At 75.5% G+C, this 23951-nt stretch carries 19 protein-coding genes and 1 pseudogene; 14 read left to right on the forward strand and 6 right to left on the reverse strand.

Annotated features, from left to right (window positions below):
- The first annotated feature begins 964 nt into the window (after positions 1 to 964).
- Together IHE55_RS19775 and nudC are read left to right on the forward strand one after the other, a co-directional pair.
- Positions 965 to 2380 carry a dipeptidase gene (locus tag IHE55_RS19775; RefSeq protein ID WP_197990232.1) on the forward strand — a complete coding sequence of 472 codons (1416 nt, stop codon included), beginning with the start codon at positions 965 to 967 and terminating at the stop codon, positions 2378 to 2380.
- Positions 2381 to 2513: 133 nt separating this feature from the next.
- On the forward strand, positions 2514 to 3449 hold the full coding sequence (gene nudC / locus IHE55_RS19780; protein ID WP_197990233.1) for an NAD(+) diphosphatase: 936 nt from the start codon (positions 2514 to 2516) through the stop codon (positions 3447 to 3449).
- Positions 3450 to 4133: 684 nt separating this feature from the next.
- Here the strand turns inward: nudC and IHE55_RS19785 are convergent.
- Positions 4134 to 4385 carry a mycoredoxin gene (locus IHE55_RS19785; RefSeq protein ID WP_197990234.1) on the reverse strand — a complete coding sequence of 84 codons (252 nt, stop codon included), beginning with the start codon at positions 4383 to 4385 and terminating at the stop codon, positions 4134 to 4136.
- A 480-nt stretch (positions 4386 to 4865) separates the two neighbouring features.
- On the opposite strand from IHE55_RS19785, the gene IHE55_RS19790 reads away from it, so the two are divergent.
- From IHE55_RS19790 to IHE55_RS19805, 4 genes are all read left to right on the forward strand, one after another.
- A complete protein-coding gene (locus IHE55_RS19790) occupies positions 4866 to 7109 on the forward strand; it encodes an ATP-dependent DNA helicase UvrD2 (RefSeq protein WP_197990235.1) in 2244 nt (747 codons plus the stop codon).
- Between the two features lie 179 nt (positions 7110 to 7288).
- On the forward strand, positions 7289 to 7528 hold the full coding sequence (locus tag IHE55_RS19795) for a hypothetical protein (protein WP_197992124.1): 240 nt from the start codon (positions 7289 to 7291) through the stop codon (positions 7526 to 7528).
- Positions 7529 to 7642: 114 nt separating this feature from the next.
- Positions 7643 to 8002, forward strand: a complete 360-nt coding sequence (locus IHE55_RS19800; protein ID WP_197990236.1) for a WhiB family transcriptional regulator — start codon at positions 7643 to 7645, stop codon at positions 8000 to 8002.
- Positions 7999 to 8322 carry a putative WhiB-interacting protein gene (locus tag IHE55_RS19805; protein WP_197990237.1) on the forward strand — a complete coding sequence of 108 codons (324 nt, stop codon included), beginning with the start codon at positions 7999 to 8001 and terminating at the stop codon, positions 8320 to 8322. The genes IHE55_RS19800 and IHE55_RS19805 overlap by 4 nt, the downstream gene beginning before the upstream one ends.
- 869 nt (positions 8323 to 9191) lie before the next feature.
- Here the strand turns inward: IHE55_RS19805 and IHE55_RS19810 are convergent.
- The gene (locus IHE55_RS19810) at positions 9192 to 10802 is read right to left on the reverse strand and encodes an ABC1 kinase family protein (RefSeq protein WP_197990238.1); all 1611 of its coding nucleotides are present in this window, start codon (positions 10800 to 10802) and stop codon (positions 9192 to 9194) included.
- Positions 10803 to 10881: 79 nt separating this feature from the next.
- Positions 10882 to 12009 (reverse strand): ThiF family adenylyltransferase, encoded by a 1128-nt coding sequence (locus tag IHE55_RS19815; protein ID WP_197990239.1) that lies wholly within the window; start codon positions 12007 to 12009, stop codon positions 10882 to 10884.
- A 309-nt stretch (positions 12010 to 12318) separates the two neighbouring features.
- On the opposite strand from IHE55_RS19815, the gene IHE55_RS19820 reads away from it, so the two are divergent.
- The 4 genes and pseudogenes from IHE55_RS19820 (at position 12319) to IHE55_RS19835 (ending at position 16663) form a co-directional block, all read left to right on the forward strand.
- A complete protein-coding gene (locus IHE55_RS19820) occupies positions 12319 to 12915 on the forward strand; it encodes a M48 metallopeptidase family protein (RefSeq protein WP_197990240.1) in 597 nt (198 codons plus the stop codon).
- Between the two features lie 635 nt (positions 12916 to 13550).
- A pseudogene (locus IHE55_RS19825) lies at positions 13551 to 15199 on the forward strand (TerD family protein).
- A gap of 5 nt (positions 15200 to 15204) precedes the next feature.
- Positions 15205 to 15888 carry an AIM24 family protein gene (locus tag IHE55_RS19830; RefSeq protein WP_197990241.1) on the forward strand — a complete coding sequence of 228 codons (684 nt, stop codon included), beginning with the start codon at positions 15205 to 15207 and terminating at the stop codon, positions 15886 to 15888.
- 16 nt (positions 15889 to 15904) lie between these two features.
- Positions 15905 to 16663: an AIM24 family protein gene (locus IHE55_RS19835; protein WP_197990242.1), complete on the forward strand. Its 759-nt coding sequence runs from the start codon at positions 15905 to 15907 to the stop codon at positions 16661 to 16663.
- A 669-nt stretch (positions 16664 to 17332) separates the two neighbouring features.
- On the opposite strand, the gene IHE55_RS19840 is transcribed toward IHE55_RS19835, so the two are convergent.
- Both IHE55_RS19840 and IHE55_RS19845 read right to left on the reverse strand, forming a co-directional pair.
- A complete protein-coding gene (locus IHE55_RS19840; RefSeq protein ID WP_197990243.1) occupies positions 17333 to 17860 on the reverse strand; it encodes an NUDIX hydrolase in 528 nt (175 codons plus the stop codon).
- A complete protein-coding gene (locus IHE55_RS19845; protein ID WP_197990244.1) occupies positions 17857 to 19290 on the reverse strand; it encodes a zinc-dependent metalloprotease in 1434 nt (477 codons plus the stop codon). The genes IHE55_RS19840 and IHE55_RS19845 overlap by 4 nt, the downstream gene beginning before the upstream one ends.
- Positions 19291 to 19483: 193 nt before the next feature.
- On the opposite strand from IHE55_RS19845, the gene IHE55_RS19850 reads away from it, so the two are divergent.
- From IHE55_RS19850 to IHE55_RS19865, 4 genes are all read left to right on the forward strand, one after another.
- The gene (locus IHE55_RS19850) at positions 19484 to 20593 is read left to right on the forward strand and encodes an SDR family oxidoreductase (RefSeq protein WP_197990245.1); all 1110 of its coding nucleotides are present in this window, start codon (positions 19484 to 19486) and stop codon (positions 20591 to 20593) included.
- A gap of 287 nt (positions 20594 to 20880) precedes the next feature.
- Positions 20881 to 21360, forward strand: coding sequence for a molybdenum cofactor biosynthesis protein MoaE (locus tag IHE55_RS19855; protein WP_197990246.1), 480 nt, complete (start codon positions 20881 to 20883; stop codon positions 21358 to 21360).
- Positions 21361 to 21744: 384 nt separating this feature from the next.
- Complete coding sequence (locus tag IHE55_RS19860) at positions 21745 to 21894, forward strand: hypothetical protein (RefSeq protein WP_197992323.1); 150 nt, start codon at positions 21745 to 21747, stop codon at positions 21892 to 21894.
- A 101-nt stretch (positions 21895 to 21995) separates the two neighbouring features.
- Positions 21996 to 23120, forward strand: a complete 1125-nt coding sequence (locus IHE55_RS19865) for a YlbL family protein (protein ID WP_197990247.1) — start codon at positions 21996 to 21998, stop codon at positions 23118 to 23120.
- Positions 23121 to 23334: 214 nt separating this feature from the next.
- Here IHE55_RS19865 and IHE55_RS19870 read toward each other — a convergent pair whose 3' ends face one another.
- Positions 23335 to 23925: a PPA1309 family protein gene (locus IHE55_RS19870; protein WP_232265633.1), complete on the reverse strand. Its 591-nt coding sequence runs from the start codon at positions 23923 to 23925 to the stop codon at positions 23335 to 23337.
- Positions 23926 to 23951: the final 26 nt, after the last annotated feature.

Raw genomic sequence — 23951 nt, forward strand, 5'->3', positions numbered from 1 at the left:
GCCCGTGGCCGGTGCCCGGGGAGCCCGAGCGCTCCCCGTCCGATCGGGCTCGGGCTCCCGCACGCTCGTGATCCTGCCGCGAGGCCTGATCGTTTCGGGGGGGGGCGGGCCCTGTGTCCCCCCTCTCAGGGAACCGGCTCGGGCCAGGGACCGCACGCCCTGGTCAGGGTCCCCACCCCGTAGGGCGCCCGGCCCGTACGGGGTGGCCGTCCCTGCCGGGGTCCCCGGACCCGTAAGGGTCCTCGGACCCGTAAGGGTCTCCGTCCCCGTCTTGGGCTGCCGGCCTGCCCCTGTCGGGGCACCCGGCCCTGTCAGGGCTCCGCCCTCGTCCTGGCGGTGCCGCCCCTGTACCGCCCCGGGGGCGTGGGCCGTCACCACAGAGCACGTCGCGACCCCGGCCGTGGCCTCCAGCGAGCCCGCCCGATCCGCGCCACCCGCAGGGTCCCGGCAGACGGCAGACGGCAGACGGCAGACGGCAGACGGCAGACGGCAGGCGACGGGAAACCGGCCAGGCTGGTATGGGAACCCGCCCGACCCCCACCGACGCCCGGACCTGGCCGACCGACCGACGGTCCGGCACCGGCCAATCGGCCGGGCATCCGCCAGCCGGTCCGGCACGCGGCACCCGGCATCCGTCAGGCACCCCGACGTGCGGCGGGTCACCCGCCACCCCGCATCCGCGCCGCAGGCGCACCCCGCATCCGCGCCGCAGGCGCACCCCGCATCCGCGCCGCACGCGCACCCCACACCCGCACACCCGGCTGCATCCCCGCACCCGAAACCGCACCCGAACACCCCCCACACCCCCGCTCCCGCGGGCGCTCCGCAGCTGCCGCGTGCGCCCGCGGGCCGCTCCGGTGACGCCCGCGCGAGCCGCCCGTGCACCGCTCGCGCCACCGCACGGCGCCGTCCCTCCCCCCGGCCCCGGCACTCCGCCCGCGTCCGGCCGGATAGGCTCGGACGCATGAGCAACGCCCCGGACACCGTCGTCCGCGCCTTTGTCGAGGACCACCGCGACGCCTTCCTCCACGACCTCGCCGAGTGGCTGCGCATCCCGTCCGTGTCGGCCGATCCCGGCCGCGCCGACGACGTGCGGCGCAGCGCCCGCTGGCTGGCCGACAAGCTGGCGGCGACCGGCTTCCCGACCGTCGAGGTCTGGGAGACGCCCGGCGCGCCGGCGGTCTTCGCGGAGTGGCCGTCCGGGGACCCGCAGGCGCCGACCGTGCTGGTGTACGGACACCACGACGTCCAGCCCGCCGCCCGTGAGGACGGCTGGCACACCGACCCCTTCGAGCCCGTGGTGACCGACGGCAGGATGTACGCGCGGGGCGCGGCCGACGACAAGGGCCAGGTGTTCTTCCACACCCTCGGTATACGGGCGCACCTCGCCGCCACCGGCCGTACCGCGCCCGCGGTCAACCTCAAGCTGCTGATCGAGGGCGAGGAGGAGTCCGGCTCCCCGAACTTCCCCGGCCTCGTCCGCGCCCGCGCCGAGCGACTGGCCTGCGACGCGGTGATCGTCTCGGACACCGGTATGTGGTCGGAGGACACCCCGACCGTGTGCACCGGGATGCGCGGGCTCACCGACTGCCAGATCGACCTGTACGGCCCCGACCAGGACATCCACTCCGGCTCGTTCGGCGGCGCGGTGCCCAATCCGGCGCTGGAGGCGGCCCGGCTCGCCGCCGCCCTGCACGACGCCGACCGCCGGGTCGCGATCCCCGGCTTCTACGACGGAGTGGTCGAGCTCACCGACGAGGAACGCGAACTCCTCGCCGAGCTCCCCTTCGACGAGGCCCGCTGGCTGCGCACCGCGCACTCCCACGCCACCCTCGGCGAGGCCGGGCACACCACCCTGGAGCGCGTCTGGGCGCGCCCCACCGCCGAGGTCAACGGCATCAGCGGCGGCTACCAGGGCCCCGGCGGCAAGACCATCGTCCCCTCCCGCGCCCAGCTGAAGCTCTCCTTCCGGCTGGTGGCGGGACAGGACGCGGACGCGGTCCAGAAGGCGGTGACCGCCTGGGTAGCCGACCGCCTGCCGGCCGGTGTCCGGCACGAGATCACCTTCTGGGGCGCCACCCGTCCCTGCCTCACCCCGCTGGACCACCCGGCGCTGCAGTCGGTGGTCCGCGCCATGGGCCGGGCCTTCGGGCAGCGCGTCCGCTTCACCCGCGAGGGCGGCTCCGGGCCGGCCGCGGACCTCCAGGACGTGCTCGGGGTCCCGGTGCTCTTCCTGGGCATCTCGGTGCCGTCCGACGGCTGGCACGCACCGAACGAGAAGGTCGAGCTGGACCTGCTGATGAAGGGCGTGGAGACGGCCGCCTACCTCTGGGACGACCTGGCACGGCACTGGCGCCCCGCCGCCGCGCCGGACGCCTGACCGGCACCGCCCGCCGCCCCGGCGGAACAGCCGGCGAAGAACACCGCCCCGGGTGCGGCCGGACCGTACGGCCCGGCCGCAGCACCGGGCACCCGAAGAGCGAGCCACAGCCGTGGGGGAGTTGGAAGCAACCGTGACCACCTGGACCGAACGCACCACCGCCGTACCGATCGCGCTGACCGGCGACAGCGGGATCGACCGTGCCGCCCACCACCGCCTGGACGAGCCGTGGCTGGCCGCGGCGTGGAGCCACCCCACCACCCGCGTCTTCGTGGTCTCCGGCGGGCAGGCACTCGTGGACGACACCCCCGACGGGCGTACCGAACTCGTCATGACCCCGGCTTTCGAGGCGCCCCCCACCGAGACGCACCGCTACTTCCTCGGCACGGACGCCGACGGGGTGCGGTACTTCGCCCTGCAGAAGGACGCCCTGCCGGGCCGGATCGACCAGTCGGCCCGCCCGGCCGGCCTGCGGGAGGCCGGCGCGCTGCTGTCGGCCCGGGACGCGGCGCTGATGGCGCACGCCGTGGCGCTGGAGAACTGGCAGCGGATGCACCGCTTCTGCTCCCGCTGCGGGGAGCGCACCGTGATCGCGGCCGCCGGGCACATCCGCCGCTGCCCCGCCTGCGGCGCGGAGCACTACCCGCGCACCGACCCGGCGGTGATCATGCTGGTCACCGACGACCAGGACCGTGCGCTGCTGGGCCGCCAGGTGCACTGGCCGGAGGGCCGCTTCTCCACCCTGGCCGGGTTCGTGGAGCCGGGGGAGTCGATCGAGCAGGCCGTGGTCCGCGAGGTGGCGGAGGAGGCCGGCGTGGTGGTCGCGGAGGTGGAGTACGTCGCCAGCCAGCCGTGGCCGTTCCCCTCCAGCCTGATGCTCGGCTTCATGGCCCGGGCCGGCTCCTCGGAGATCCAGGTGGACGGCGAGGAGATCCACGAGGCGCGCTGGTTCTCCCGGGAGGACCTGCGGACCGCGTTCGCCACCGGCGAGGTGCTGCCGCCCTCGGGGATCTCGATCGCGGCCCGGCTCATCGAACGCTGGTACGGGGAGCCGCTGCCGCAGGGCTGAACCCGCGGCGCCGAACCCGCCGGTCCGCGGAGCGCGTGACGTCCGCCCCGCCCCACGGGCCCGCCTCGGGCCCGTGGGATCCCGACGCGCGACCCCCGGGCCGTGGCGCCCGACGGTGTTCCGGCGGTACGGCCCGGGGGCCGGCGCACTCGCTCACCGCGCCGGGCCCCCGCGCATCCGCGCGGCGGGTACCGCGCGTGCGGCGGCACTCCGCGGTCCGTGTACCGGGGCCCGCGTCTGCACGCGGCGGTGCACCGCCGCGGACGACATCCGGCGCCCGTTGTGCGGCTGTGGGCCGCCGACGGGTCTCCGCGCCTGCCGCGCGACACGTCACCCGCCTGCGCGCGCGACGTCGTCCGCCTCCGCGGGGCACGCGATGCCGGCGGGGGCGGGCCTGACGTGCCCTCGCACCCGTACACCGACACGGGGGGCCAGGGCACCGCACCCGCACCCGTACGCAGAGGTGCCCGCCGAGGATGCGGAGCGGGGGTGGACCGGACCACGCGCGGCCGCCCGGGTACGCGGCGGCGCCTTCCGCCGCCGCACAGGCGCCACCGGGAAGCCCGCCCGGCCGCCCGGTACGCACCTCACGCCCCCGGCTGGCCCGGGGCCGCCGGACCCGTCCGGTACGCCGCCGCCCGGTCACGCCGGGGCGGCGTGCCGGGCGGGCGGCGCGGACCGAGGTCAGACGCCGGAGACGCCGATCTTGGCCTTGACCTGCGCGAGCGAGGGGTTGGTCAGCGTGGAGCCGTCCTCGAACAGCACGGTCGGTACGGTCTGGTTGCCGCCGTTCGCCTTCTCCACGAAGGCCGCCGACTCGGGGTCCTCCTCGATGTTGACCTCGACGTAGGCGATGCCCTCACGGTCCATCTGGCTCTTCAGCCGGCGGCAGTAGCCGCACCAGGTGGTGCTGTACATCGTCACAGTGCCCGGCATGGGTCCTCGGCTCCTTCGGTCAGGGGCGCCTCTCGGCGTGCGTTCCGCTCCTGCAACGTGCACACGCCGGCCGGCATTCCCGCCGGAACCCGCCCGCGTCCCGGTCCGCCGTTCCAGGCCCCCGCCCGGGCCCGCCCCTCCGCGAGGCCTCCGCCCCGGCCCGCCCTCCCTCCTCAATCCCGGCACCGGCCCTCCCAGGCCCCGTCCCCGTCCACCCTCGTCCGGCCTGCGTCCCCGCCCGCCCGGCACCGCGCGCCACCGTCCTCCGAGGCGTCATCCGGCCGGCGCCGTCCGACCCCGCCACCTGGAACCCCCGCCGGCCGCCCATCCCCGGGCCGGCCCCGGCACCTGAGCCCCCGGTCGGGGCCGGCAGAATCGGGCGAAAGCGGGCAGAAGCGGCGCGGGGGCGGTCGCGCGGGGCCGGCCGGAGCCTGTGGACAACGCGAACCGTCTCCGCCACGGACCTGGCAGCATGGCGGGGTGACAGCAGCAACGCCCCCCACCCTGTTCCCCCGGGTATCCGCGCCGAGCGAGTACGCGGAGCCGCCGCGCGACGCCGACGCGGTGCTCGAAGGGCTCGACCCCGAGCAGCGTGAGGTGGCCCTGGCGCTGCACGGGCCGGTGTGCGTGCTGGCCGGCGCGGGCACCGGCAAGACCCGGGCCATCACCCACCGGATCGCCTACGGCGTCCGTGCGGGCATCCTGCAGCCCGCCAGCGTCCTCGCCGTCACCTTCACCAACCGCGCCGCCGGGGAGATGCGCGGCCGGCTGCGGCAGCTGGGTGCCGGGGGCGTCCAGGCCCGTACCTTCCACTCCGCCGCGCTCCGCCAGCTCCAGTACTTCTGGCCCCGGGCGATCGGCGGCGAGGTGCCGCGGCTGGTGGAGCGGAAGGTGCAGCTGGTCGCCGAGGCCGCCGCGCGCTGCCGGGTCCGGCTGGACCGCAACGAGCTGCGCGACGTCACCGGGGAGATCGAGTGGTCCAAGGTCACTCAGACGGTCCCCGAGGAGTACCCGGTCGCCGCCGCCCGGGCCGGACGCCAGCCGCCCCGCGACGCGGCCGAGATCGCCCGGATCTACGCGGGGTACGAGGAACTCAAGCGCGACCGCGGGGTGATCGACTTCGAGGACGTGCTGCTGCTCGCCGTCGGTGTGCTCCAGGACCGTGCCGACATCGCCGACCAGGTGCGCGCCCAGTACCAGCACTTCGTGGTCGACGAGTACCAGGACGTCAGCCCCCTCCAGCAGCGGCTGCTGGACCTGTGGCTGGGAGACCGGGACAGCCTGTGCGTGGTCGGTGACGCCAGCCAGACGATCTACTCCTTCACCGGCGCCACCCCGGACCACCTGCTCGACTTCCGGGCCCGTCACCCCGGTGCGACCGTGATCCGGCTGATCCGTGACTACCGCTCCACCCCCCAGGTGGTGCACCTGGCCAACGGGCTGCTCGCCCAGGCCCGGGGCCGCGCCGCCGAGCACCGGCTGGAGCTGGTCTCGCAGCGGCCGGCGGGCCCGGAGCCGGTGTACGCCGAGTACGCCGACGAGCCCGCCGAGGCCGAGGGCACCGCCCGGCGCATCCGGGAGCTCCTCGACTCCGGGGTGCGGGCCGCCGAGATCGCCGTCCTGTACCGGGTCAACGCCCAGTCCGAGCTGTACGAGCAGGCGCTCGCCGACGCCGGGGTGCCCTACCAGCTCCGCGGCGCCGAGCGGTTCTTCGAACGGCCCGAGGTGCGTGAGGCGGGTCTGCTGCTGCGCGGTGCCGCCCTGGCGAACCGGGTGGGCACCCAGCCGGCCGGCGGGGCCACCGCGGCGGACGACGGCGACCTGCCCTCCCAGGTACGGGCGGTGCTCTCCAGCCGCGGCTGGACCCCCGAACCCCCGGCCGGCTCCGGCGCGGTGCGGGACCGCTGGGAGTCGCTGGCGGCGCTGGTACGGCTCGCCGAGGACTTCGCCCGCGCCCGGCCGGACGCGGGCCTGGCGGACCTGGTCGCGGAACTGGACGAGCGGGCCGCCGCCCAGCACGCGCCCACCGTCGAGGGGGTCACCCTCGCCTCCCTGCACGCCGCCAAGGGGCTGGAGTGGGACGCGGTGTTCCTGGTCGGACTCACCGAGGGCATGATGCCGATCACCTACGCCCGGACCGACGAGCAGATCGAGGAGGAACGCAGACTGCTCTACGTCGGTGTCACCCGGGCCCGCCGGCACCTCGGCCTGTCCTGGGCGCTGGCCCGGTCCCCCGGCGGGCGCACCGGCCGCCGGCCCAGCCGGTTCCTGAACGGGCTGCGGCCCGGTTCCTCGGCGCCCGGTGGTGGCCGGCCCGCCGTCACCGGTGCCGGCCACGGCGCCGGGGTCGAGCGCGGGACGGCGCCCCGGCGCGGGCGGCGCGCCCCGGTCCGCTGCCGGGTCTGCGGCCGGACCCTCACCGACGCGGGCGAGATCAAGCTGATGCGCTGCGAGGACTGCCCCTCGGAGCTGGACGAGGCGCTGTACGAACGGCTTCGGGAGTGGCGGGCCGACCGCGCCCGGGAACTCGGCCAGCCGGCTTATTGCGTGTTCACCGACAAAACTCTCCTCGCCATCGCCGAGGCGGTCCCGGGAACCGAACCGGAGCTGGCCCGCATCTCAGGAGTGGGACGCCGGAAAGTGGCCGCATACGGTGCTGATGTGCTGGCACTGTGTGCCGGCGAGGAGCCCGGACACGACCCGGAAAACTCGTCGAGAAAATAGTTTGCGCGCGCGGAGCGCATACCCATAGCCTTCCGAGCACGGAGACAACGGGCCTTCCGAGATCCGCTCGATCCGTGTTGTACTGCATACCTATACCTGTGGACTGGTCCCGGCCGGTCCCCCGAGACGCCGAAAGGAGGCGGATTCCCGTGAGCATCATCACCACCACCACGATCAAAATGACCGATCACCCGGTCATGTCTGCCTGCCTGCTCGGCTTCTCCTCGCGTCTCCGGGGCACCGGTCTGTCCGGCGCCGTGGAAACGCTCGCCGGCGAGCGACCGACCCAGGCACCTGCGGTAGCGGCAGCGGCGATGGCCTATGCCTTCGCGGCGGCGACCAATGGTGCCGGATCCATCGAGCAGCAGCGTCACCTGTGGGCCTTCCGTGGGCTCGAACCCTGGAGTCATCCAGCCTGATCACCGATCAGGTCGGCACCTTCAGGGGCCGCGGAACCCACACCGGGATCCGCGGCCCTTTTGATTTGTGAAAAACCGGCCACCAGCCGGAACGAGAGACGAGGAACACACACCGTGCAACTCAAGGCACACGCCCCGTCCGTGACCGACCTGCAGCCCCCGCCCGACTCCTCGGAGGACTCCTTGAACGCCCCGCTCGCCCTGACCGACCTCGACGACGCCATCGAGAACCTCGGCACGGCCGTACCCTGCCGCTCCTACGACCCCGAGGTCTTCTTCGCCGAGTCGCCGGAGGACGTCGAGTACGCCAAGTCCCTGTGCCGCACCTGTCCGCTCCGGGAGGCGTGCCTGGCCGGCGCCAAGGACCGCCGTGAGCCGTGGGGCGTCTGGGGCGGCGAACTGTTCGTCCAGGGTGTCGTGGTGGCCCGCAAGCGGCCCCGTGGCCGCCCGCGCAAGAACCCGGTCGCGGCATGATCACCGCCGGCACCATCGACCGCCCAGCGACGCACGACCCCATGAAGCAGGACCCGACCATGACGCCGTCCACCGACGAACCCACCCCCCGCACGGAAGCCCGCAACACCGTGGGCGCGATCGCATCGCGCCAGAACAGGACCCGAGAAATGCAACTCATCCCAGAAGCCCTGGCCCGCGCGCATATGCGTGAACAACTGCGCGTGGCCGAGTCCCAACGCACGGCCGTCCGCCTCGCCGCCGCCCGGCGGATGCAGCGGCGTGCCGAGCGTGCCTCGCTGCGCGCCCGTCGCGCACTGGCCATGGCCGTCATGCACTGACCCGGACGGCGCCCCCCGGCGCCGCCCCTCGGCCGGTGACCGGCGGGTGTTCCCTCCCCGCCGCCCGGCAGCGCGCCTCCCGGCCACCTGGTCGCGCGCCCGCAGCAACAGGCCGAAGGGCCGGTTCCCCGGAACCGGCCCTTCGGCCTGTTGCGGGGCCGGGCCGTGACCGCAGCGGCTGCGGTCCGGACCGGGCGTGACCGGGTGGCCGGGTGGCGGTCCTCAGCGGGCGGTGACCGGCGCGCCGGGCCGGGACCGACCGGGGGAACGGAGAACACGGCTCGCCGAGGCAGGGCGCGCGGGACCGCCCCGGGAGCGGAGCCGGCCCGGCCAGCGACGAGGAAGCTCCCGTGCCGGTGGGGCGGGACGGCTGCCCCGGTGCCGGCGCGCGCTGCCGGGCCCCTGCGGCGCCCGGTCGCGGCGGTGCGGTGGGCGGGCCCGGCGGTGTGCTGCCCGGTCCCGGCGGGGCGGCTGCCCCGGCCCCGGCGCGCAATGCCGGGCCCCTGCGGCGCTGCCCGGTCCCGGCGGTGCGGCGGGCGGTCCCGGCGGTGTGCTGCCCGGTCCCGGCGGTGCGGTGGAGGGAACCGCCGGGGTCAGCCGCCCCGGGGCCGCGGGTCCGCCGCGGTCCCGGCAGCTGGCCGCGGCGGCCGGCCCGGTCGTGAGCCGACGTGCCCGATCGCGGTCGTGAGTCGCGGCACCCGGCACGGTCGTGCGCCGCGGCACGCGGTCGCGGTCATGGGCCGGGTCACGGCGCCGGCCGTTTGCCGCGGGGTCGGCCGTTGCCATGAGAGCGGTCGTGGCCGTTGGTATCGGCCCCTGCCGTGGGATGGGTCGTGGCCGCGCGTCAGGTCCCTGGCCGCGGCACCCGGTCAGGCCGAGGTGGGCTCCGGAGTCGCCGTGCCCGGCCGTCGGCCGCCGGCCTTCCCCGCCGTGCCGGACCCCGCGTCGTCCGCCGCGTCCGCCTCCTCCCCGTCCTCCGCGGCCTCACCCACGGCCGTGGCCTCGTGCTCCTCGGCGGCGGCCTCGCCGTCCTCCTCGGTGACGCCGTCCTCCCCGGCGCCACCGGCGGACCCCTCGCCGTGCTCGCCGTGCTCAGCGTGCTCGCCGTACTCGGCATCGTCCTCGACACCGTCCCACTCCTCCTCGGGGAGGAAGCCCGGCACCCAGTCCTCCAGCTCGCCGCGGAGCGCGACCGTCGCCCCCAGCTGGCAGAGCACCCCGATGGTGCTCAGGCACACCCGGTGGATCAGCAGGTACGACGGGGGCAGGTTGATCTGGTTGCCCAGCTCGTACAGCGGCGACTTCCGGTCGGCCACCCGGGCCGCCTGCCCGCGCATCCAGCCGCGGGTGAAGACGAACGCGTCGGTCCGCGCCGGCTCGATCATGGGCAGCAGGTAGTCGATCAGGGACTGCGGGTCTATCTGGATGTTCGGCTTGACGAACCCTTCCTGGCGGATCAGGGCGTAGAGCCCGTCGGCGTCCCCCTCCAGCGCCATCCGCAGCGCCACACCGATCTCCTGGGGGAAGCCGTCGGGCAACCGGTCGACGGTGCCGAAGTCGAGCACGCCCAGCCGCCACTTCTCCGGCGGCCCGTCCGGGGCGTCGTCGGTGATCAGCCGGAAGTTGCCCGGGTGCGGGTCGCCGTGGAGCAGTCCGGTGCGGTACGGGCCGGAGAACAGGAACCGGGTGAGCAACTGTCCGGCCCGGTCCCGCTCCTCGGTCGTACCGTTCGCTATCACCTCCGACAGCGGCTTGCCGTCCATCCACTCGGTGATCAGGATCTCCCGGCCGTAGTGCACCACGGCGGGCACCAGGACGTCCGGGTCGTCCGCGAACTCCTCCGCGTGCGCCTGCTGGGTCTCCGCCTCCAGCTCGTAGTCCAGCTCCTCCGAGAGCCGCTCCCGCAGCTCGGCGATGAGCGGCTTCAGCTCGATGCCCGGGGCGAGCGGGGCCAGCACCTTGGAGAACCGGGCCAGCTGGTTCAGATCGGACAGCAGCGCGTCGCCGGCCCCGGGGTACTGGAGCTTGACCGCCACCGCCCGGCCGTCGTGCCACACCGCGCGGTGCACCTGGCCGATGGAGGCCGCCGCGGCGGGCTTGTCGTCGAACTCGGTGAACAGCTCCCGCCAGTCGGCACCCAGCCGCTCCGCCAGGACGGCGTGGACCGTGCGGGTCGGCATCGGGGGCGCGGCCTCCTGGAGCTTGGTGAGCGCCGCCCGGTACGGCTTGGCGATCTCCTCCGGCAGCGCGGACTCGAAGACCGACATCGCCTGGCCGAGCTTCATCGCCCCGCCCTTGAGCTCACCGAGCACCTTGAAGAGCTGATCGGCGGTGCGCTGCTGCAGCTCCCGGGCGACGATCTCGGCCGGCCGCCCCCCGAGCCGCTTCCCCAGGCCCAAGGTGGCCCGTCCGGCGAACCCCAGCGGCAGCGTGGCCAACTTGGCGGTTCGTGTGATCGCCTTGCGCGGAAGATCAGACATGCGCCCCTCCAACTCCCTACAGCCGAGCCGTCCCCCGGGATGTCCCCAGGACCCCCGTCGCCCTCCCAGCGGACGCCGGTCACCCGGCCATTGTTACGTGCGACGCCTCCGGCGCCGAGGGATATCCCTCCTTCGAAGAGCCGGCGGCCCCGCAAGGACACTCCGGATGGGCCTCGATATGCAGGGGAGTGCAGGTCAGAGCCGGGAGAGCTGGTTCCAGCCGTGCCCCGGCGCTGGCCGGAAGCCGTCCGTCGAGGAAGATGAGGGCGTGCGCGGCCGTGAGACCGGTCACCATCGTGGCCAGCGCGGTGTCGCACGCGGCCGGTCCACGGCGCCGGCCGGACCGCCACTGGGCCAGCAGCCGCCCCCAGTACGGCTCCCGGTCCGCCCGGTGTGCCGCCAGACAGCCCGCGCACGGGGTGACCCCCGGCAGCACCAGTGGCCCCACCACCCCGGTGCCCTCGACGACCCCCGTGTAGAGGTGGGGGACGCCGGCGGCCAGCAGGGGTGCCGCCTCGGCCGGGTCCGGCGCGTACGCCGCCAGCCCGTCCCGTGGGGCGAGGACCACCAGCGCCGGTCCCGCCCGGTCCCCGTCGGTCACCCGCCGCGTCCTGCCCCAGGGCGAGGCGCGCCGCACCAGCCGGCCGGCGGCGGCCTCCCTGCGCTCGCCGATCTGGTCCGGCGCCAGCCCGGCGGGCGCCACGTCCGCGGGCTCGACGCAGCCACCGTCCGTCACCTCGACCCGTCCCACGCCGGACGCCGAGAGCACCGCCGCCACCGCCGCGCCCACCCGGCCCGCGCCGCGCACCCTCACCCAGGTCTCCCGCCGGACCCCCATCGCCCGTATCCCCGCCCCGGGGGCCGGGTGGACCAGTGAGAGCGCGGCCACGTCGGGCCGGACCCGGTCCCAGCCCCGGCTGCCCCGCACCGCGGCGGCCGGCTCCCCGCCACCGGCCGGGTCGTCCAGCAGCCCGGCGGTCACCAGCCGGTCCACCAGCGCGTCCGCCGCCCCCTCCGGCAGGCCCAGCCGCCGGGCCTCCTCGCGCAGCAGCGGCAGGCTCCGGGTGCCGTCGAGCAGCTCCAGGAAGTCACCGGTGGCGGCGTCCACCGGCCCCAGCACCATGGCGTGCGCCGGGGCCACCCCGAACTGCACCGTCTCCCGGTCGCGCCAGCCATGCCGCAGCGCGGGCTTGAGCAGCGGATACATGGTGGTCTCCCTCCCCGCCCGGCCGTCCCGCCCCGCACCTCGCGGAGCGGCGACCGGCGATCCCTGCCTCAGGATGCGACCGCCGCGCCGCGGCCGCCGAAAGTTATCCACAGGCGCGCGCATTAGTCATACCGGTGCCCGCCCCGGCGCCATCGCCCCCGACGCCGGACCGTTCCCGTGCCGGCTCGGATCACCCCGACGCCGAGGGCCCGGGCCGGAACCGCTCAGGCAGGGACCCGGGGCGCCCGGGCCCGGGCGCCCCGGCGTGCGGGGCGGGACCCGCGCGCCGGCACCCGGTAACGTCGGGGCGTGCCCGTCGATCCCCTGCAGAGCGCCCCGAAGCCCCAGCGCGGCGTGTCGAGCCCGCGGAGCGCAGGCCCGCGGACGGACGCGGTCGAGGTCCGCAGGAGCAGCCGCCGGCGCAGAACCGTCTCCGCCTACCGCGAGGGCGACCGCACCGTGGTGCTCATCCCGGCCCGGATGTCGGAGGCGGAGGAGCGCCGCTGGGTCGGGGTGATGCTCGACAAGCTGGCGGCCCAGGAGAGCCGGCGCAGACCGGGTGACGCCGAGCTGACGGCCCGCGCCGAGCGGCTCTCCGACCAGTACCTGGCCGGCCGGGCGCGGCCGGCCACCGTGCGGTGGGTGACCAACCAGAACACCCGCTGGGGCTCGTGCACCCCCGCCGAGGGCAGCATCCGCCTCTCCCACCGGCTCCAGGGGATGCCCGAGTACGTCGTGGACTACGTCCTGCTGCACGAACTGGCCCACCTGCTGGTGCCCGGACACGGCCCGCGTTTCTGGCAGCTGCTGGACGCCTACCCCCGGACCGAGCGGGCCCGCGGTTACCTGGAGGGCGTGGTGGCCGCCGGCCGGCTGCCGCATCCGCCCGGGCCCCGCGCCGACTGACGAAGGGCCGGTGGATCCGGCCCCGGCCCCCGGCCCCGGCCCCGGCCCCCGGCCCCGGCCCGGTCTCGGCCCCGGCCTGGTCTCGGCCCCCCGCTCCCGGTCTCGGCTCAAGTCTCAGCCCCCCGGCCCTGGCCCCCGGCGCTCCGGTCTCCTGACCGCGGCCCCCTGCCCTTCGAGTCCGACGCACCGGCCCCCCGCCCACCTGCTCACCTGCCCTCCGTGCCCCGGCGCGCCGATCCCCGACTCCCGCGCCCCGACGTCCGGACCCTCGGCTTCCGGGCCCGTCTCCCAACCCTCGGCCTCCCGGGCCCCGGCTCCCGACTCCAACTCCCGCGCCCCGACAGGGCCCTCGACCCCCGGCGTCCCGCGCCACGCCACCCCCGGCGCCCCCGCGCCGCGCCACCCCGGCCCCCGCGCCGCGCCACCCCGGCCTCCCGCGTCACGACGCCCGACACCACCACCCCGGTGCCCGCGCCCGCACGTTCGCCCAGGCGTCCCGCATCCCCGCCCCGCACCCGGCCCCTTGAGAAGCGGAACCGGTCCGGTCCGCCCCGGCGTCGCTGAAATGCGGCGGCAGCGGTTAGCCTGACGCGCAATGCACTCACCGGTTTGAGGATGGGGGACGGTCGTTACGTATGGCCAGGGAATTCCAGCGCGGCCACAAGGCCAAGATCAGTGACCTGACAGCCGGGAGGGACCTGTACGTCGGCGTGCAGATCGCGGGCCCTGGCATGACGTTCGACATCAGCTGCTTCGGCCTCGACGCCGACGAGCGGCTCTCGGACGACCGCTACTTCATCTTCTACAACCAGCCGAAGTCGCCGGAGGAGGCGATCCAGCAGCTGGGCCCGCAGGCCGGGGACACCGAGTCGTTCCGGGTCACCCTGGACAGCATCCCCGCCCACATCCACCGGCTGTCCTTCACCGCCACCCTCGACGGTGCCGGGCAGATGTCGCAGATCGGCCCCGGGTACATACGCGTGGTCGCGGGCGGTGAGGAGGTGGTCCGCTACTCCTTCACCGGCGCCGAGTTCAGCACCGAGCGCGCCGTGATGCTCGGCGACTTCTACCTCAAGGACGTGTGGCGGTTCACCGCCGTGGGCCAGGGCTTCGACGGCGGTCTGGACGCCCTGCTGCGGAACTTCGGCGGCGAGGTCGCCGAGGACGACCCGGCACAGGCCCCGGCCCCCGCCGCCGACCACGGGTTCGCGCCGCCCGCGGCCCCCTGCCTCGCCGGGCTTCGCCGCGCCTGCCGCCGACCGGCCCGCTCCCGGGTTCGGAGCGCCGCAGGGCGCCGTCCCGCCGCCGGCGCCCGCGCCGGCCCCCCGTCCCGCCGCCGGCCCCGGCGCCTGCCGCGCCCCCGGCCGCCCCGCCAGTGCACGCCGCGCAGACCCTCGTCGCGCCGCTCACCCCGCCCGGCGCCACCCCGCCGCCCCCGGCCCCGCCCGGCGGCCACCCGCAGTTCGTCCCCGGCGGCACCCCGCCGCCGCCCGGCGTCCCCGGACAGCAGCCCTACGGCGGACCGGCGCCCTTCCCCGGCCAGCCCGGTCCGTACGGCGCCCCCCACCCCTACGGGCAGCCGGCCCACCCGCAGGGCCCGGCCGGGCAGGGCGCGCCTCCCGCCCCCGGCGTGCAGGCCGGCCTCGCGAAGTACCGCGAGACCCCCACCGGACAGCGCTGGACCCCGCAGAACCCCAAGCTCATCCGGATCGACCTCAGCATCGGCGGCCAGCCGGTCCTCGCCCGCCAGGGCAGCATGGTGCTCTACCAGGGCAAGGTCGACTTCAGCTACAAGGGCGCGGGCTTCCGCGGCCGGATCACCGGCAACGCCACCGGCCAGGAGATGCAGCTGATGCGCTGCACCGGCTACGGCCAGGTGTTCCTCGCCGACAACGCGGCCGAGCTGCACCCGATCGAGCTCCAGGGCGACGCCATCTGCGTCTCCGCCGAGAACGTGCTCGCCTTCGACGAGTCGCTCCAGTACGAGGTGCGCCGCATCGAGGGCCACGGCATCCCCGGCGGTGCGCTGTTCACCATGCAGTTCCAGGGCACCGGCACCATCGTGGTGAAGACCCAGGGCACCCCCGTGGTGCTGCCGGTCACCCCCACCACCTTCGCCGACAGCAACGCCATCGTCGCCTGGTCCGCCGCCTCGCAGGTGATCATCTCCAGCCAGGTGCGGCTGCGCCGCAACGCCTACCCCGGGCACAGCGGGGAGACCGTGAACCTCCAGTTCCGCGGCGCCCCCGGCAACTTCATCGTCGTCCAGCCCTACGAGGTCTAACGGTCATGGACCAGCAAATGATCACGGGCTACGCCCCGACCCCCGTCACGGCCCGCATGGAGAACCACGGCAGCAGCATGCTCAAGGTCGCCATGACCAGCGGCCAGGACCTGTTCGCCCGCACCGGCTCGATGGTCGCCTACGAGGGCTTCGTGCAGTACGAGCCCAACCCGCCCGCGGTGCGTCAGATGGCCTCGCAGTGGGTCACCGGGGAAGGCGCCCCGCTGATGAAGTGCAGCGGCGACGGCCTGCTCTACCTCGCCGACTACGGCGCGGACGTGGTGTGCATCAACCTCAACGGCGACTCGCTGTCGGTCAACGGCACCAACCTGCTCGCCTTCGACGCGCACCTCCAGTGGGGCGTGCAGCGCGTCAAGGGCATGGCGAAGTTCGCCGGGCAGGGACTGTTCAACGTCGGGCTCTCCGGCACCGGCTGGGTCGCCCTGACCTCCCGGGGCACCCCGATCGTCGTTGACTGCGGCCGGGGCGAGGACGAGACGTCCGTGGACCCGGACGCCCTCGTCGCCTGGTCCACCAACCTCAAGATGAAGGGCAAGCGCAGCTTCAAGGCGTCGTCGATGATCGGCCGGGGCAGCGGCGAGGCGTACCAGCTCGCCTTCTCCGGGCAGGGCTTCGTCGTCGTCCAGCCCAGCGAGGACAGCACCGACCGGCTCCGGGCGCGGGGCTGAGGGGGAACGAAGAACCATGCAGAGCCCGCTTTTCGGTCTCACCGAGACCCAGAGCCAGGACCGGTACGCGATCCAGAACCCGCAGCTGCTGCGGGTCGCCCTCAACGGCCAGGAGGACGTCCTCGCCCGCAAGGGGGCGATGGTCGCGTACCAGGGGCTGATCGAGTTCGACGGCGAGTACCAGAGCGCCGGCCAGCGGCGCCAGCGCGCCCGGACCGGCGAGGGCCTGGACCTGATGCGCTGCTCCGGCCAGGGCAGCGTCTATTTCGCCAACCTCGCCCAGTACATCCACGTGATGGACGTCGACCACGAAGGGCTGACCGTGGACAGCGCGTACGTGCTGGCCCTGGACTCCACCCTGCACTGGGAGGCCGTCGCGGTGGACAGCCAGTTCGGCATCTCCGGCTCCGGCAAGTACAACCTCAACATCACCGGGCGGGGCAAGGTCGCCCTGATGACCTCCGGCCAGCCGCTGATGCTCCAGGTCACCCCGGACAAGTACGTCAACGCCGACGCCGACGCGATCGTCGCCTGGTCCACCTCGCTGCGCGTGCAGATGCAGGCCCAGACGCACTCCTCCGGGGTGTGGCGGCGGCGCGGCAACACCGGCGAGGGCTGGGAGCTGAGCTTCCTCGGCCAGGGATACGCGCTGGTGCAGCCCAGCGAGCTGCTGCCGCCGCAGAACGCGGTGGTCGGGCAGGGCGCCGCGGCCCAGTTCGGCATGGGACAGCAGGGCGCCCGGGGCCAGAACCAGGGCAACCACTTCGGCAGCTGACGGCCGCCGCTCCGGCACGCGCAGGGGCCGCCCGGTACGCACCGGGCGGCCCCTTCACGTTCTCCCGGACCGGTCCCCTTCGCGTGCCGCCGGACGGCACCCGGCGCGGAGCGCGGGCCACGGGCGCGGAACGGCGCCCGGCTGCGTTCCCGCGGGCACCGGGCCCGGCGACTCGTGGGCACGGAGCACCACCGGGCACGCAGCGCCACCTGGAGCGGACCGCCCCGCGCGGACTTTCCCGCGGGCGAGACGCCGGTGGTACCGGAGGCGCTACGGACACAGGGACGGGCGAACGGTCACCGGCGCGCCGGCCCGGGTCGGGGGCGGGTAACGGCACCGGCAGACGCGCGCGGGTACCGGCGCCATCGCACGGAAACCGGCACGCGCGCCGGTACCGGCGAACAGGCACCCGCATGCGCCGGCACCGGCGAGGGCACGGTCGCACGGACCAGCCCCCGCAGGCGTACGGTCATGGGGCACACGTGAACCGCGCGCGGCCCCGGACCGGCGCGAAACCCGCAGTACCCCGCACCACACCGGCGCGACATCCCGCAGCCCCCGGCCCGGACCGGCGCAACCCGGCAGCACCCCGCCCGCACCGCTGCCGAAACCCCAAGCCCGGGATCCCGGGGCCGGAGCAGCCCCCGGCCCCCCGGCCCCGGGCCCGGGTCAGAGCAGCGCGCGGGCGGCGGTCACCAGCCGGCCGACCGAGGCGTCGGCGACCTCGGCCACCTCCGCGTAACCGAACCAGCGCAGGTCCAGCGACTCGTCGCTGATCGCGGCGGTCGCACCGGCCGGGGCCACGGCCGCGTACTGGACGTCCAGGTGCCAGGCGCACGGCGTCAGGTGGCGGTCCAGCCGCACCGGACCGCCGGGCAGCAGGGTCAGACCCGCCACCCCGGACTCCTCGGTCGCCTCCCGCAGCGCCGCGTCCGCGAGCCGGGCGTCCCCCGGCTCGCAGTGCCCGCCCATCTGCAGCCACATCCGCAGCTTGCGGTGGAGGGTCAGCAGCACCCGCTCCCGCTCCGGGTCGATCACCAGGGCGCTCGCCGTGATGTGCCCGGGGGCGCACTCGCGCCACACCCCGTCCGGGTGGCGGGCCAGGTGCTCGCCGTACGCCAGCCGCAGCCGCTCCTGCTCGTCGTCGGGCGCGTCCCACCCGGCGAGCACCCGGCCGGCGTCACCGTGCAGGGTCACCGGCCGCCGTCGCCTTCGCCGTCCTCGCCGTCGCCCTTGGTCAGGTCCGGTCCCTCGTCACGCCCGGGCGCGCCGCCGCCCGCCGCCTCGCCGAGCATCTTGTCCAGCTCGGAGAAGTCCAGCTGCTCGCGGTGGACGAAACCGTCCGGGTCGTCCAGGTCGGCCGCGGTCGGCAGCATGTCCGGGTGCTCCCACAGCGCGTCCCGCCCGTCCATCCCGCGGGCGTCGGTGAGCGAGGCCCACAGCCGGGAGGCGTCCCGCAGCCGCCGGGGCCGCAGCTCCAGGCCGATCAGGGTGGCGAAGGTCTGCTCCGCCGGCCCGCCGGTGGCCCGGCGCCGCCGCAGCGTCTCCCGCAGCGCGCCCGCCGACGGCAGGTGGGGGGCGGCGGCCGCGTGCACCACCGCGTCCACCCAGCCCTCGACCAGCGCCAGCGCCGTCTCCAGACGGGCCAGCGCGGCCTTCTGCTCCGGCGTGTCCTCCGGCTGGAACATGCCCTGCTGGAGCGCCTCCTGCAACTGCTCGGGGTGCGTCGGGTCGAGCTGGCCGACCGCGTCCTCCAGCTTGGCGGTGTCCACCTTGATGCCGCGCGCGTACCCCTCGACGGCGCCGAACAGGTGCGAGCGCAGCCACGGCACGTGGGCGAAGAGCCGCTGGTGGGCGGCCTCGCGCAGGGCCAGGTACAGCCGTACCTCCTCGGCCGGCACGCCCAGCCCCGAGCCGAACGCGGTGATGTTCAGCGGCAGCAGCGCGGCCTTGCCCGCCGGGCCCAGCGGCAGCCCCACGTCGGTGGAGCCCACCACCTCGCCGGCCAGCACGCCCAGGGCCTGGCCGATCTGGGTGCCGAACATCGCGCCGCCCATGGAGCGCATCATCCCGAGCAGCGGGCCCGCCATGGCCTGCATCTCCTCGGGCAGCACATCGCCCATCGCCGCGCCGACCCGCTCGGCGACCGGGTCCACCAGCTCCTTCCAGACCGGGAGCGTGGCCTCCACCCACTCGGCCCGGCTCCAGGCCACCGCGGCGGCCGCGCCGGACGGCAGCGAGGTGGCCCCGTCCAGCCAGAGGTCCGCGAGCCGGACGGCCTCCTCCACCGCGGCCCGCTCCGCCGGGCCGACGCTGGCGTCCTTGGTCACGCCGCCGGAGCCCTTGGTGCCCTGCGCCACCGTCTGCCGGGCGATGTCCTTGGCCATGTCCCAGTTCACCGGGCCGCCCTCGTAGGAGAGCATCTGGCCCAGCTGCTGGAACGCCGCGCCCAGGTCGCCCGGGTTCATCGAACCGAACATCGCGGCGAACGGGTTGTCCGCGCCGCCGGCCCCACCGCCGAAGCCGAACGGATTGGCCGGCCCCTGGCCGCCGCCCTTCTGCTTGCCGTTGTCGCCGTCCTCCGGCTCCTCCGGCGGAAGGCCGAATCCGAATGGGGTGTCACTCACGGGTTTCCTCGGCTCGTAGGGCCGCCGGCTGTGCACCGGCGGCGAATGCCTTTAATCACCACCCAGCGTAGACACCTCGCCGGTTTCCGGGCTCGGTGCTCCGCCGATCCATGGCCTGCGGCAGGATGGACGTCACCTCGTACGCACGCGTCGAACACGCGCGTGTACTGAAGACAACCGCTGGAGACGCCCGGTGAGTTCCCCACAGCCAGAAGTTCGCGCAGCGCGAAACGACCCGGCCCGCCCCGCCCGACGCCCCGTCGTGGCGGTCACCGGCGCCGCGTCGGGGGTGGGCGCGCTGCTGACCGCCCGCCTCGCCGGGTCCGACGAGATCAAGCGGGTGGTGGCCCTCGACGAGCGGCGCGGCGAGGTCGCCGAGGCGCACTGGCACGTGCTCGACGTGCGCGACCCGGCCATCGCCGAGAAGCTGCGGGGCGTGGACGTGGTGGTCCACCTCGCCGTGGACCTGGACCTGGAGACCGACGCGGCGGCCCGCACCGCCTACAACGTGCGCGGCACCCAGACGGTGCTGACCGCCGCCGCGGCGGCCGGGGTCCGCCGGGTGGTGCTGTGCACCTCCGCGATGGTCTACGGCGCGCACCCGGACAACGACGTGCCGCTGGCCGAGGACGCCGAACTGCGCGCCACCGCGGAGGCCACCGGCGTCGGCGACCTGCTGGAGATCGAACACCTGGCCCGCCGGGCGCCCCGCGCCCACCCGGGGCTCAACGTCACCGTGCTGCGCCCGGCCATCCTGGTCGGCGGCACCGACACCGCGCTCACCCGCTACTTCGAGTCACCCCGGCTGCTGGTGGTGGCCGGCTCCCGGCCCACCTGGCAGTTCTGCCACGTCGAGGACCTGGTCGGCGCGCTGGAGTACGCGGTGCTGGAGAAGGTGGAGGGCGAGCTGGCGGTCGGCTGCGACGGCTGGCTGGAGCAGGAGGAGGTGGAGGAGCTGTCCGGCATCCGCCGGATGGAGCTGCCCTCCGCGGTCGCGCTGGGCGCCGCCTCCCGGCTGCACCGGCTCGGGCTGACCCCCTCGCCGGCCGGTGACCTCGCGTACACCATGCATCCGTGGGCGGTCAGCGGCAGCCGGCTGCAGCACGCCGGCTGGCGGCCGAGGTGGACGAACGAGGAGGTCCTCGCCGAACTGCTGGAGGAGGTCGCGGGCCGGCACACCGTCGCCGGGCGCCGGCTGGGCCGCAAGGACGCCACCGCCGCGGGCGCGGCCGGGGCCACCGTGGCGCTGCTGGGCACCGCCGCCCTGGTGCGCCGGGCGCGCAAGGCGCGCCGCCGCCTCTGACCCGCACGCCCCGGAGCCGCCCCGGCTCGTGGGCGCCACCGCGCACGGGCGCCGGCCCGGCCGGGCGGACGCCCGGGCCGGGGCACCGCTGCCCCGGTGACGGGCGCCGCCGGCGCGCGCCCGGCTCACGCGCAGCGGTGACGTGATCCGGCACCTCCGGCGGGCCGCGCGGACGGCCGCCCGCGTGCGCCCGGTCCCGCCGCCCGCGCGGCCACCCCGCGGATGCGGAAATACTTTTCCGTATCGCGGTATTCCGTTGCGGGCGGGGCGTGGGGCACGATGTGCGCATGGCACGTACCGACGCCCCCTCCGCCACCGGCCGGGAGCACCCCGGCGAGCGCGCGGCGGCCGACCCCATCCGACTGCTCGCCATCCGCGACGCCCCGCTCTCGGTGGACGAGGTGTTCCGGGCGGTGGGCGACGACGCCGCCGGCGGGACGGCGCTGTTCGTCGGCACCGTGCGGGACCACGACGGCGGCGCGGACGTGGCCGCCCTGGGGTACTCCGCCCACCCCACCGCCGAGGCCGAGCTGCGCCGGGTCGCCGAGAAGATCGCCGCCGACCTGCCGGTGCGCGCCCTCGCCGCGGTGCACCGGGTGGGCGACCTGTCCGTCGGCGACCTCGCCGTGGTGGTGGCCGTCTCCTGTCCGCACCGGGCGGAGGCGTTCGAGGCGTGCCGCCGGCTCATCGACGACCTCAAGCGCGAGGTGCCGATCTGGAAGCACCAGACCTACACGGACGGTACGGAGGACTGGGTGGGCGCCTGACCCGGGCCACTCCCGGACCCCGGCGCCCCCGGCGACGGGCGGCGCACGCGGCCCCCGGCCGTGCCCCCGGCCCCGGCGGCGCTGCCGCTCCCCGGGCGGTGCCCGCGGCTCCCGGCCGCTCGTGCCGGCTCCCGGCGGCCCTCGCCGCTCCCGGCCGAACCCGGCCGGGACCTCCCGCTCCCGGCGCCCCCGCCGGCCCCGGGCGGCCGGGGCCGGACGCCGGCGGGGGCCACCGGGCGGGCGGACCGCGCACCCGCACGGCCGATCCGCGGTTGCGTAACCGGCACCCTCGCGTGAGCGTTGGTCGGGCAGACGATTAATCTGCTCATCTGTCAGTTGCTTTTGTGCACATGGTCGGAGGCCACGGTGGGTGCGCTTCTCTGGTTGCTCATTCCGGTTATCGCCGCGTTGGCCGCCGCGCTGTACGCGGGCTGGGCCACCCGCAACCGTAAGACCGGTGACGTCGCCGAGCTGGCGGGCTATGCCCGGTTCCGTGAGGCGATGGAGCGGTCCCATTCCGGTAGCGGCGCCTAGCGGATCTCGGTCCACGCAGTCGCCAACGGGCCGCCGGTCCCGGTTCGCCGGACCGGCGGCCCCGGCGGTGAACTGGGAGGCCCGTCCCGTACTGTCGTTCCATGCCACGCCGCACCGCGACGATGCTCGCCTCCCTGCTGACGCTGATCGCGCTGCTCTGCGCAGGGGTGCTCATTCCCGTCCCGTACGCCGGGATGTCCCCGGGGCCCAGCTACGACGTGCTCGGCAAGGACCGGGAGACCGGTGAACCGGTGCTCCAGATCAAGGGCCGCAAGACCTACGGGGCCGAGGGCCACCTGAACATGACCACCGTCCAGGTCACCCGGGCCGACCACGACATGAACCTCTTCGAGGCGGTGCACGGCTGGCTGTCGGACGACGACATCGTGGTCCCGTACGAGAACCTCTACCCGGACGACAAGTCCGCGGAGGAGGTGAACGAGGAGAACGCCGAGGAGTTCACCCTCTCCCAGGAGAGCGCCAAGGTCGCCGCCCTGCGGCACCTGAAGATCCCGGTGCGCACCCGGGTGGTGGTCGCCGCGGTGGTCAAGGGCGGCGCGGCGCAGGGCAAGCTGCACGCCGGCGACGTGATCGTGAAGGTGGACGGGAAGCCGGTGCGCGACCCGGCGGACGTCGGCCGGCTGGTCAGCGCGCACCGCCCCGGCGAGCGGGTGGAGTTCTCCGTCGTCCCGGCCGAGCGGGCGAAGAAGGCCGAGGAGGCGGAGAAGAAGGCGGGCGGGGCCGGCCGGACCGGCGAGGAGGCCGCCCGGACCGTCCCGGTGACCATCACCACCAGGAAGGCCCCCGACGGGGACCGGGCCGTCGTCGGCATCCAGGCCGCGGCCGACCACTCCCTGCCGTTCCGGATCGACATCAAGCTCGCCGATGTCGGCGGGCCCAGCGCGGGGCTGATGTTCGCCCTGGCCGTGATCGACCGGCTCACCCCCGGCAGCATGACCGGCGGCAAGTTCATCGCCGGCACCGGGACCATCGACGACAACGGCGAGGTCAACCCGATCGGCGGCATCGCGATGAAGACGATCGGCGCCCGGCGGGCGGGCGCGGAGTACTTCCTCACCCCCGCGGACAACTGCGCGGCCGCCGCCGCGGACGTGCCCGACGGCCTCACCCTGGTGAAGGTGCGGAACCTGGACGACGCGGTGCGGGCGGTGGAGGACATCAGTGCGGGCCGCACCTCCGAGCTGCCCTCCTGCACCAAGCGCTGAGCCACCGCCCCGGCCCCGCCCGGCCGGTCCGCCCGGCGCCGGCCGGCCGCGTCCGGGCGGCACCCGCCGGGCACGCCCGTCCCGTCCCACGGCGGCACCCGCCACGGGACGGCAGGCGACCGCCCCGGCGGCGGCGCGCCCCGCCCGGCCGGCGGCACCCGCCGCGGCGATCGGCCGCCCCGCCCCGGCCACCGGGCCGGCCGCCGCCCGCGGGTCAGTCGGCGAACGTCGCCAGCAGCGCCTCGGCGAGCCCGGGCACCAGGTCCGGCCCGGTCAGCACCTCGGTGGGGGAGTCCTTCTCCCGCAGCCGCAGCGCGGACTCCCGGGAACCGTCCCGCAGCACCGCCACCGTCATCCGCACCTCCTGCCGGTCCGGGTGCTCGGCCACCCACTCCGCCAGCCGCTTGTCGTCCAGGTCACGCGGGACGGACGCCTCGGCGGACGGCGGCAGCATCAGCCGCTCCACGGTCAGCGCGCAGCCGGCGACCGCCTCCGGCCAGGCGATGGTGCCGAGGAACTCGTCGAGCGCGCCGCCCGCGGGCAGCTCGTCCTGCTCGATGGGGGTGTAGGAGGCGGCGGTGGGGCCGGCCGGCCGGTCCAGGCCGAGCTGGGCGGCGAGCCCCGGCTCCTGCTCGCGCAGGCGGGCGGTGTCGACGAGGGCGAACAGCCGTGCGGGCTGGTCCCAGCCCAGTCCGGCGGCGTACTCGTCGATCTCCAGCACGGCCCGGGTCAGCGGATCGGCGGCCATCGGGTCAGCCGCCGGGGAGGGCTGAACGGGCTCGTTGGGGTCGGGAAGGTTGGGCATGCGCAATATCGTGCCCTGCCCGACCC

The sequence above is a fragment of the Streptomyces pactum genome (assembly GCF_016031615.1).
Taxonomy (GTDB): Bacteria; Actinomycetota; Actinomycetes; order Streptomycetales; family Streptomycetaceae; genus Streptomyces; species Streptomyces pactus.

Excerpts from the sequence above, each read along its gene's own strand:
- IHE55_RS19830 (WP_197990241.1), top strand. The coding sequence starts at position 15,205 with ATGGACCAGCAAATGATCACGGGCTACGCCCCGACCCCCGTCACGGCC.
- IHE55_RS19785 (WP_197990234.1), bottom strand. The coding sequence starts at position 4,385 with ATGCCGGGCACTGTGACGATGTACAGCACCACCTGGTGCGGCTACTGC.
- IHE55_RS19805 (WP_197990237.1), top strand. The coding sequence starts at position 7,999 with ATGATCACCGCCGGCACCATCGACCGCCCAGCGACGCACGACCCCATG.
- IHE55_RS19810 (WP_197990238.1), bottom strand. The coding sequence starts at position 10,802 with ATGTCTGATCTTCCGCGCAAGGCGATCACACGAACCGCCAAGTTGGCC.
- IHE55_RS19870 (WP_232265633.1), bottom strand. The coding sequence starts at position 23,925 with ATGCCCAACCTTCCCGACCCCAACGAGCCCGTTCAGCCCTCCCCGGCG.
- IHE55_RS19835 (WP_197990242.1), top strand. The coding sequence starts at position 15,905 with ATGCAGAGCCCGCTTTTCGGTCTCACCGAGACCCAGAGCCAGGACCGG.
- IHE55_RS19815 (WP_197990239.1), bottom strand. The coding sequence starts at position 12,009 with ATGTATCCGCTGCTCAAGCCCGCGCTGCGGCATGGCTGGCGCGACCGG.
- IHE55_RS19775 (WP_197990232.1), top strand. The coding sequence starts at position 965 with ATGAGCAACGCCCCGGACACCGTCGTCCGCGCCTTTGTCGAGGACCAC.
- IHE55_RS19795 (WP_197992124.1), top strand. The coding sequence starts at position 7,289 with ATGACCGATCACCCGGTCATGTCTGCCTGCCTGCTCGGCTTCTCCTCG.
- IHE55_RS19855 (WP_197990246.1), top strand. The coding sequence starts at position 20,881 with ATGGCACGTACCGACGCCCCCTCCGCCACCGGCCGGGAGCACCCCGGC.
- IHE55_RS19865 (WP_197990247.1), top strand. The coding sequence starts at position 21,996 with ATGCCACGCCGCACCGCGACGATGCTCGCCTCCCTGCTGACGCTGATC.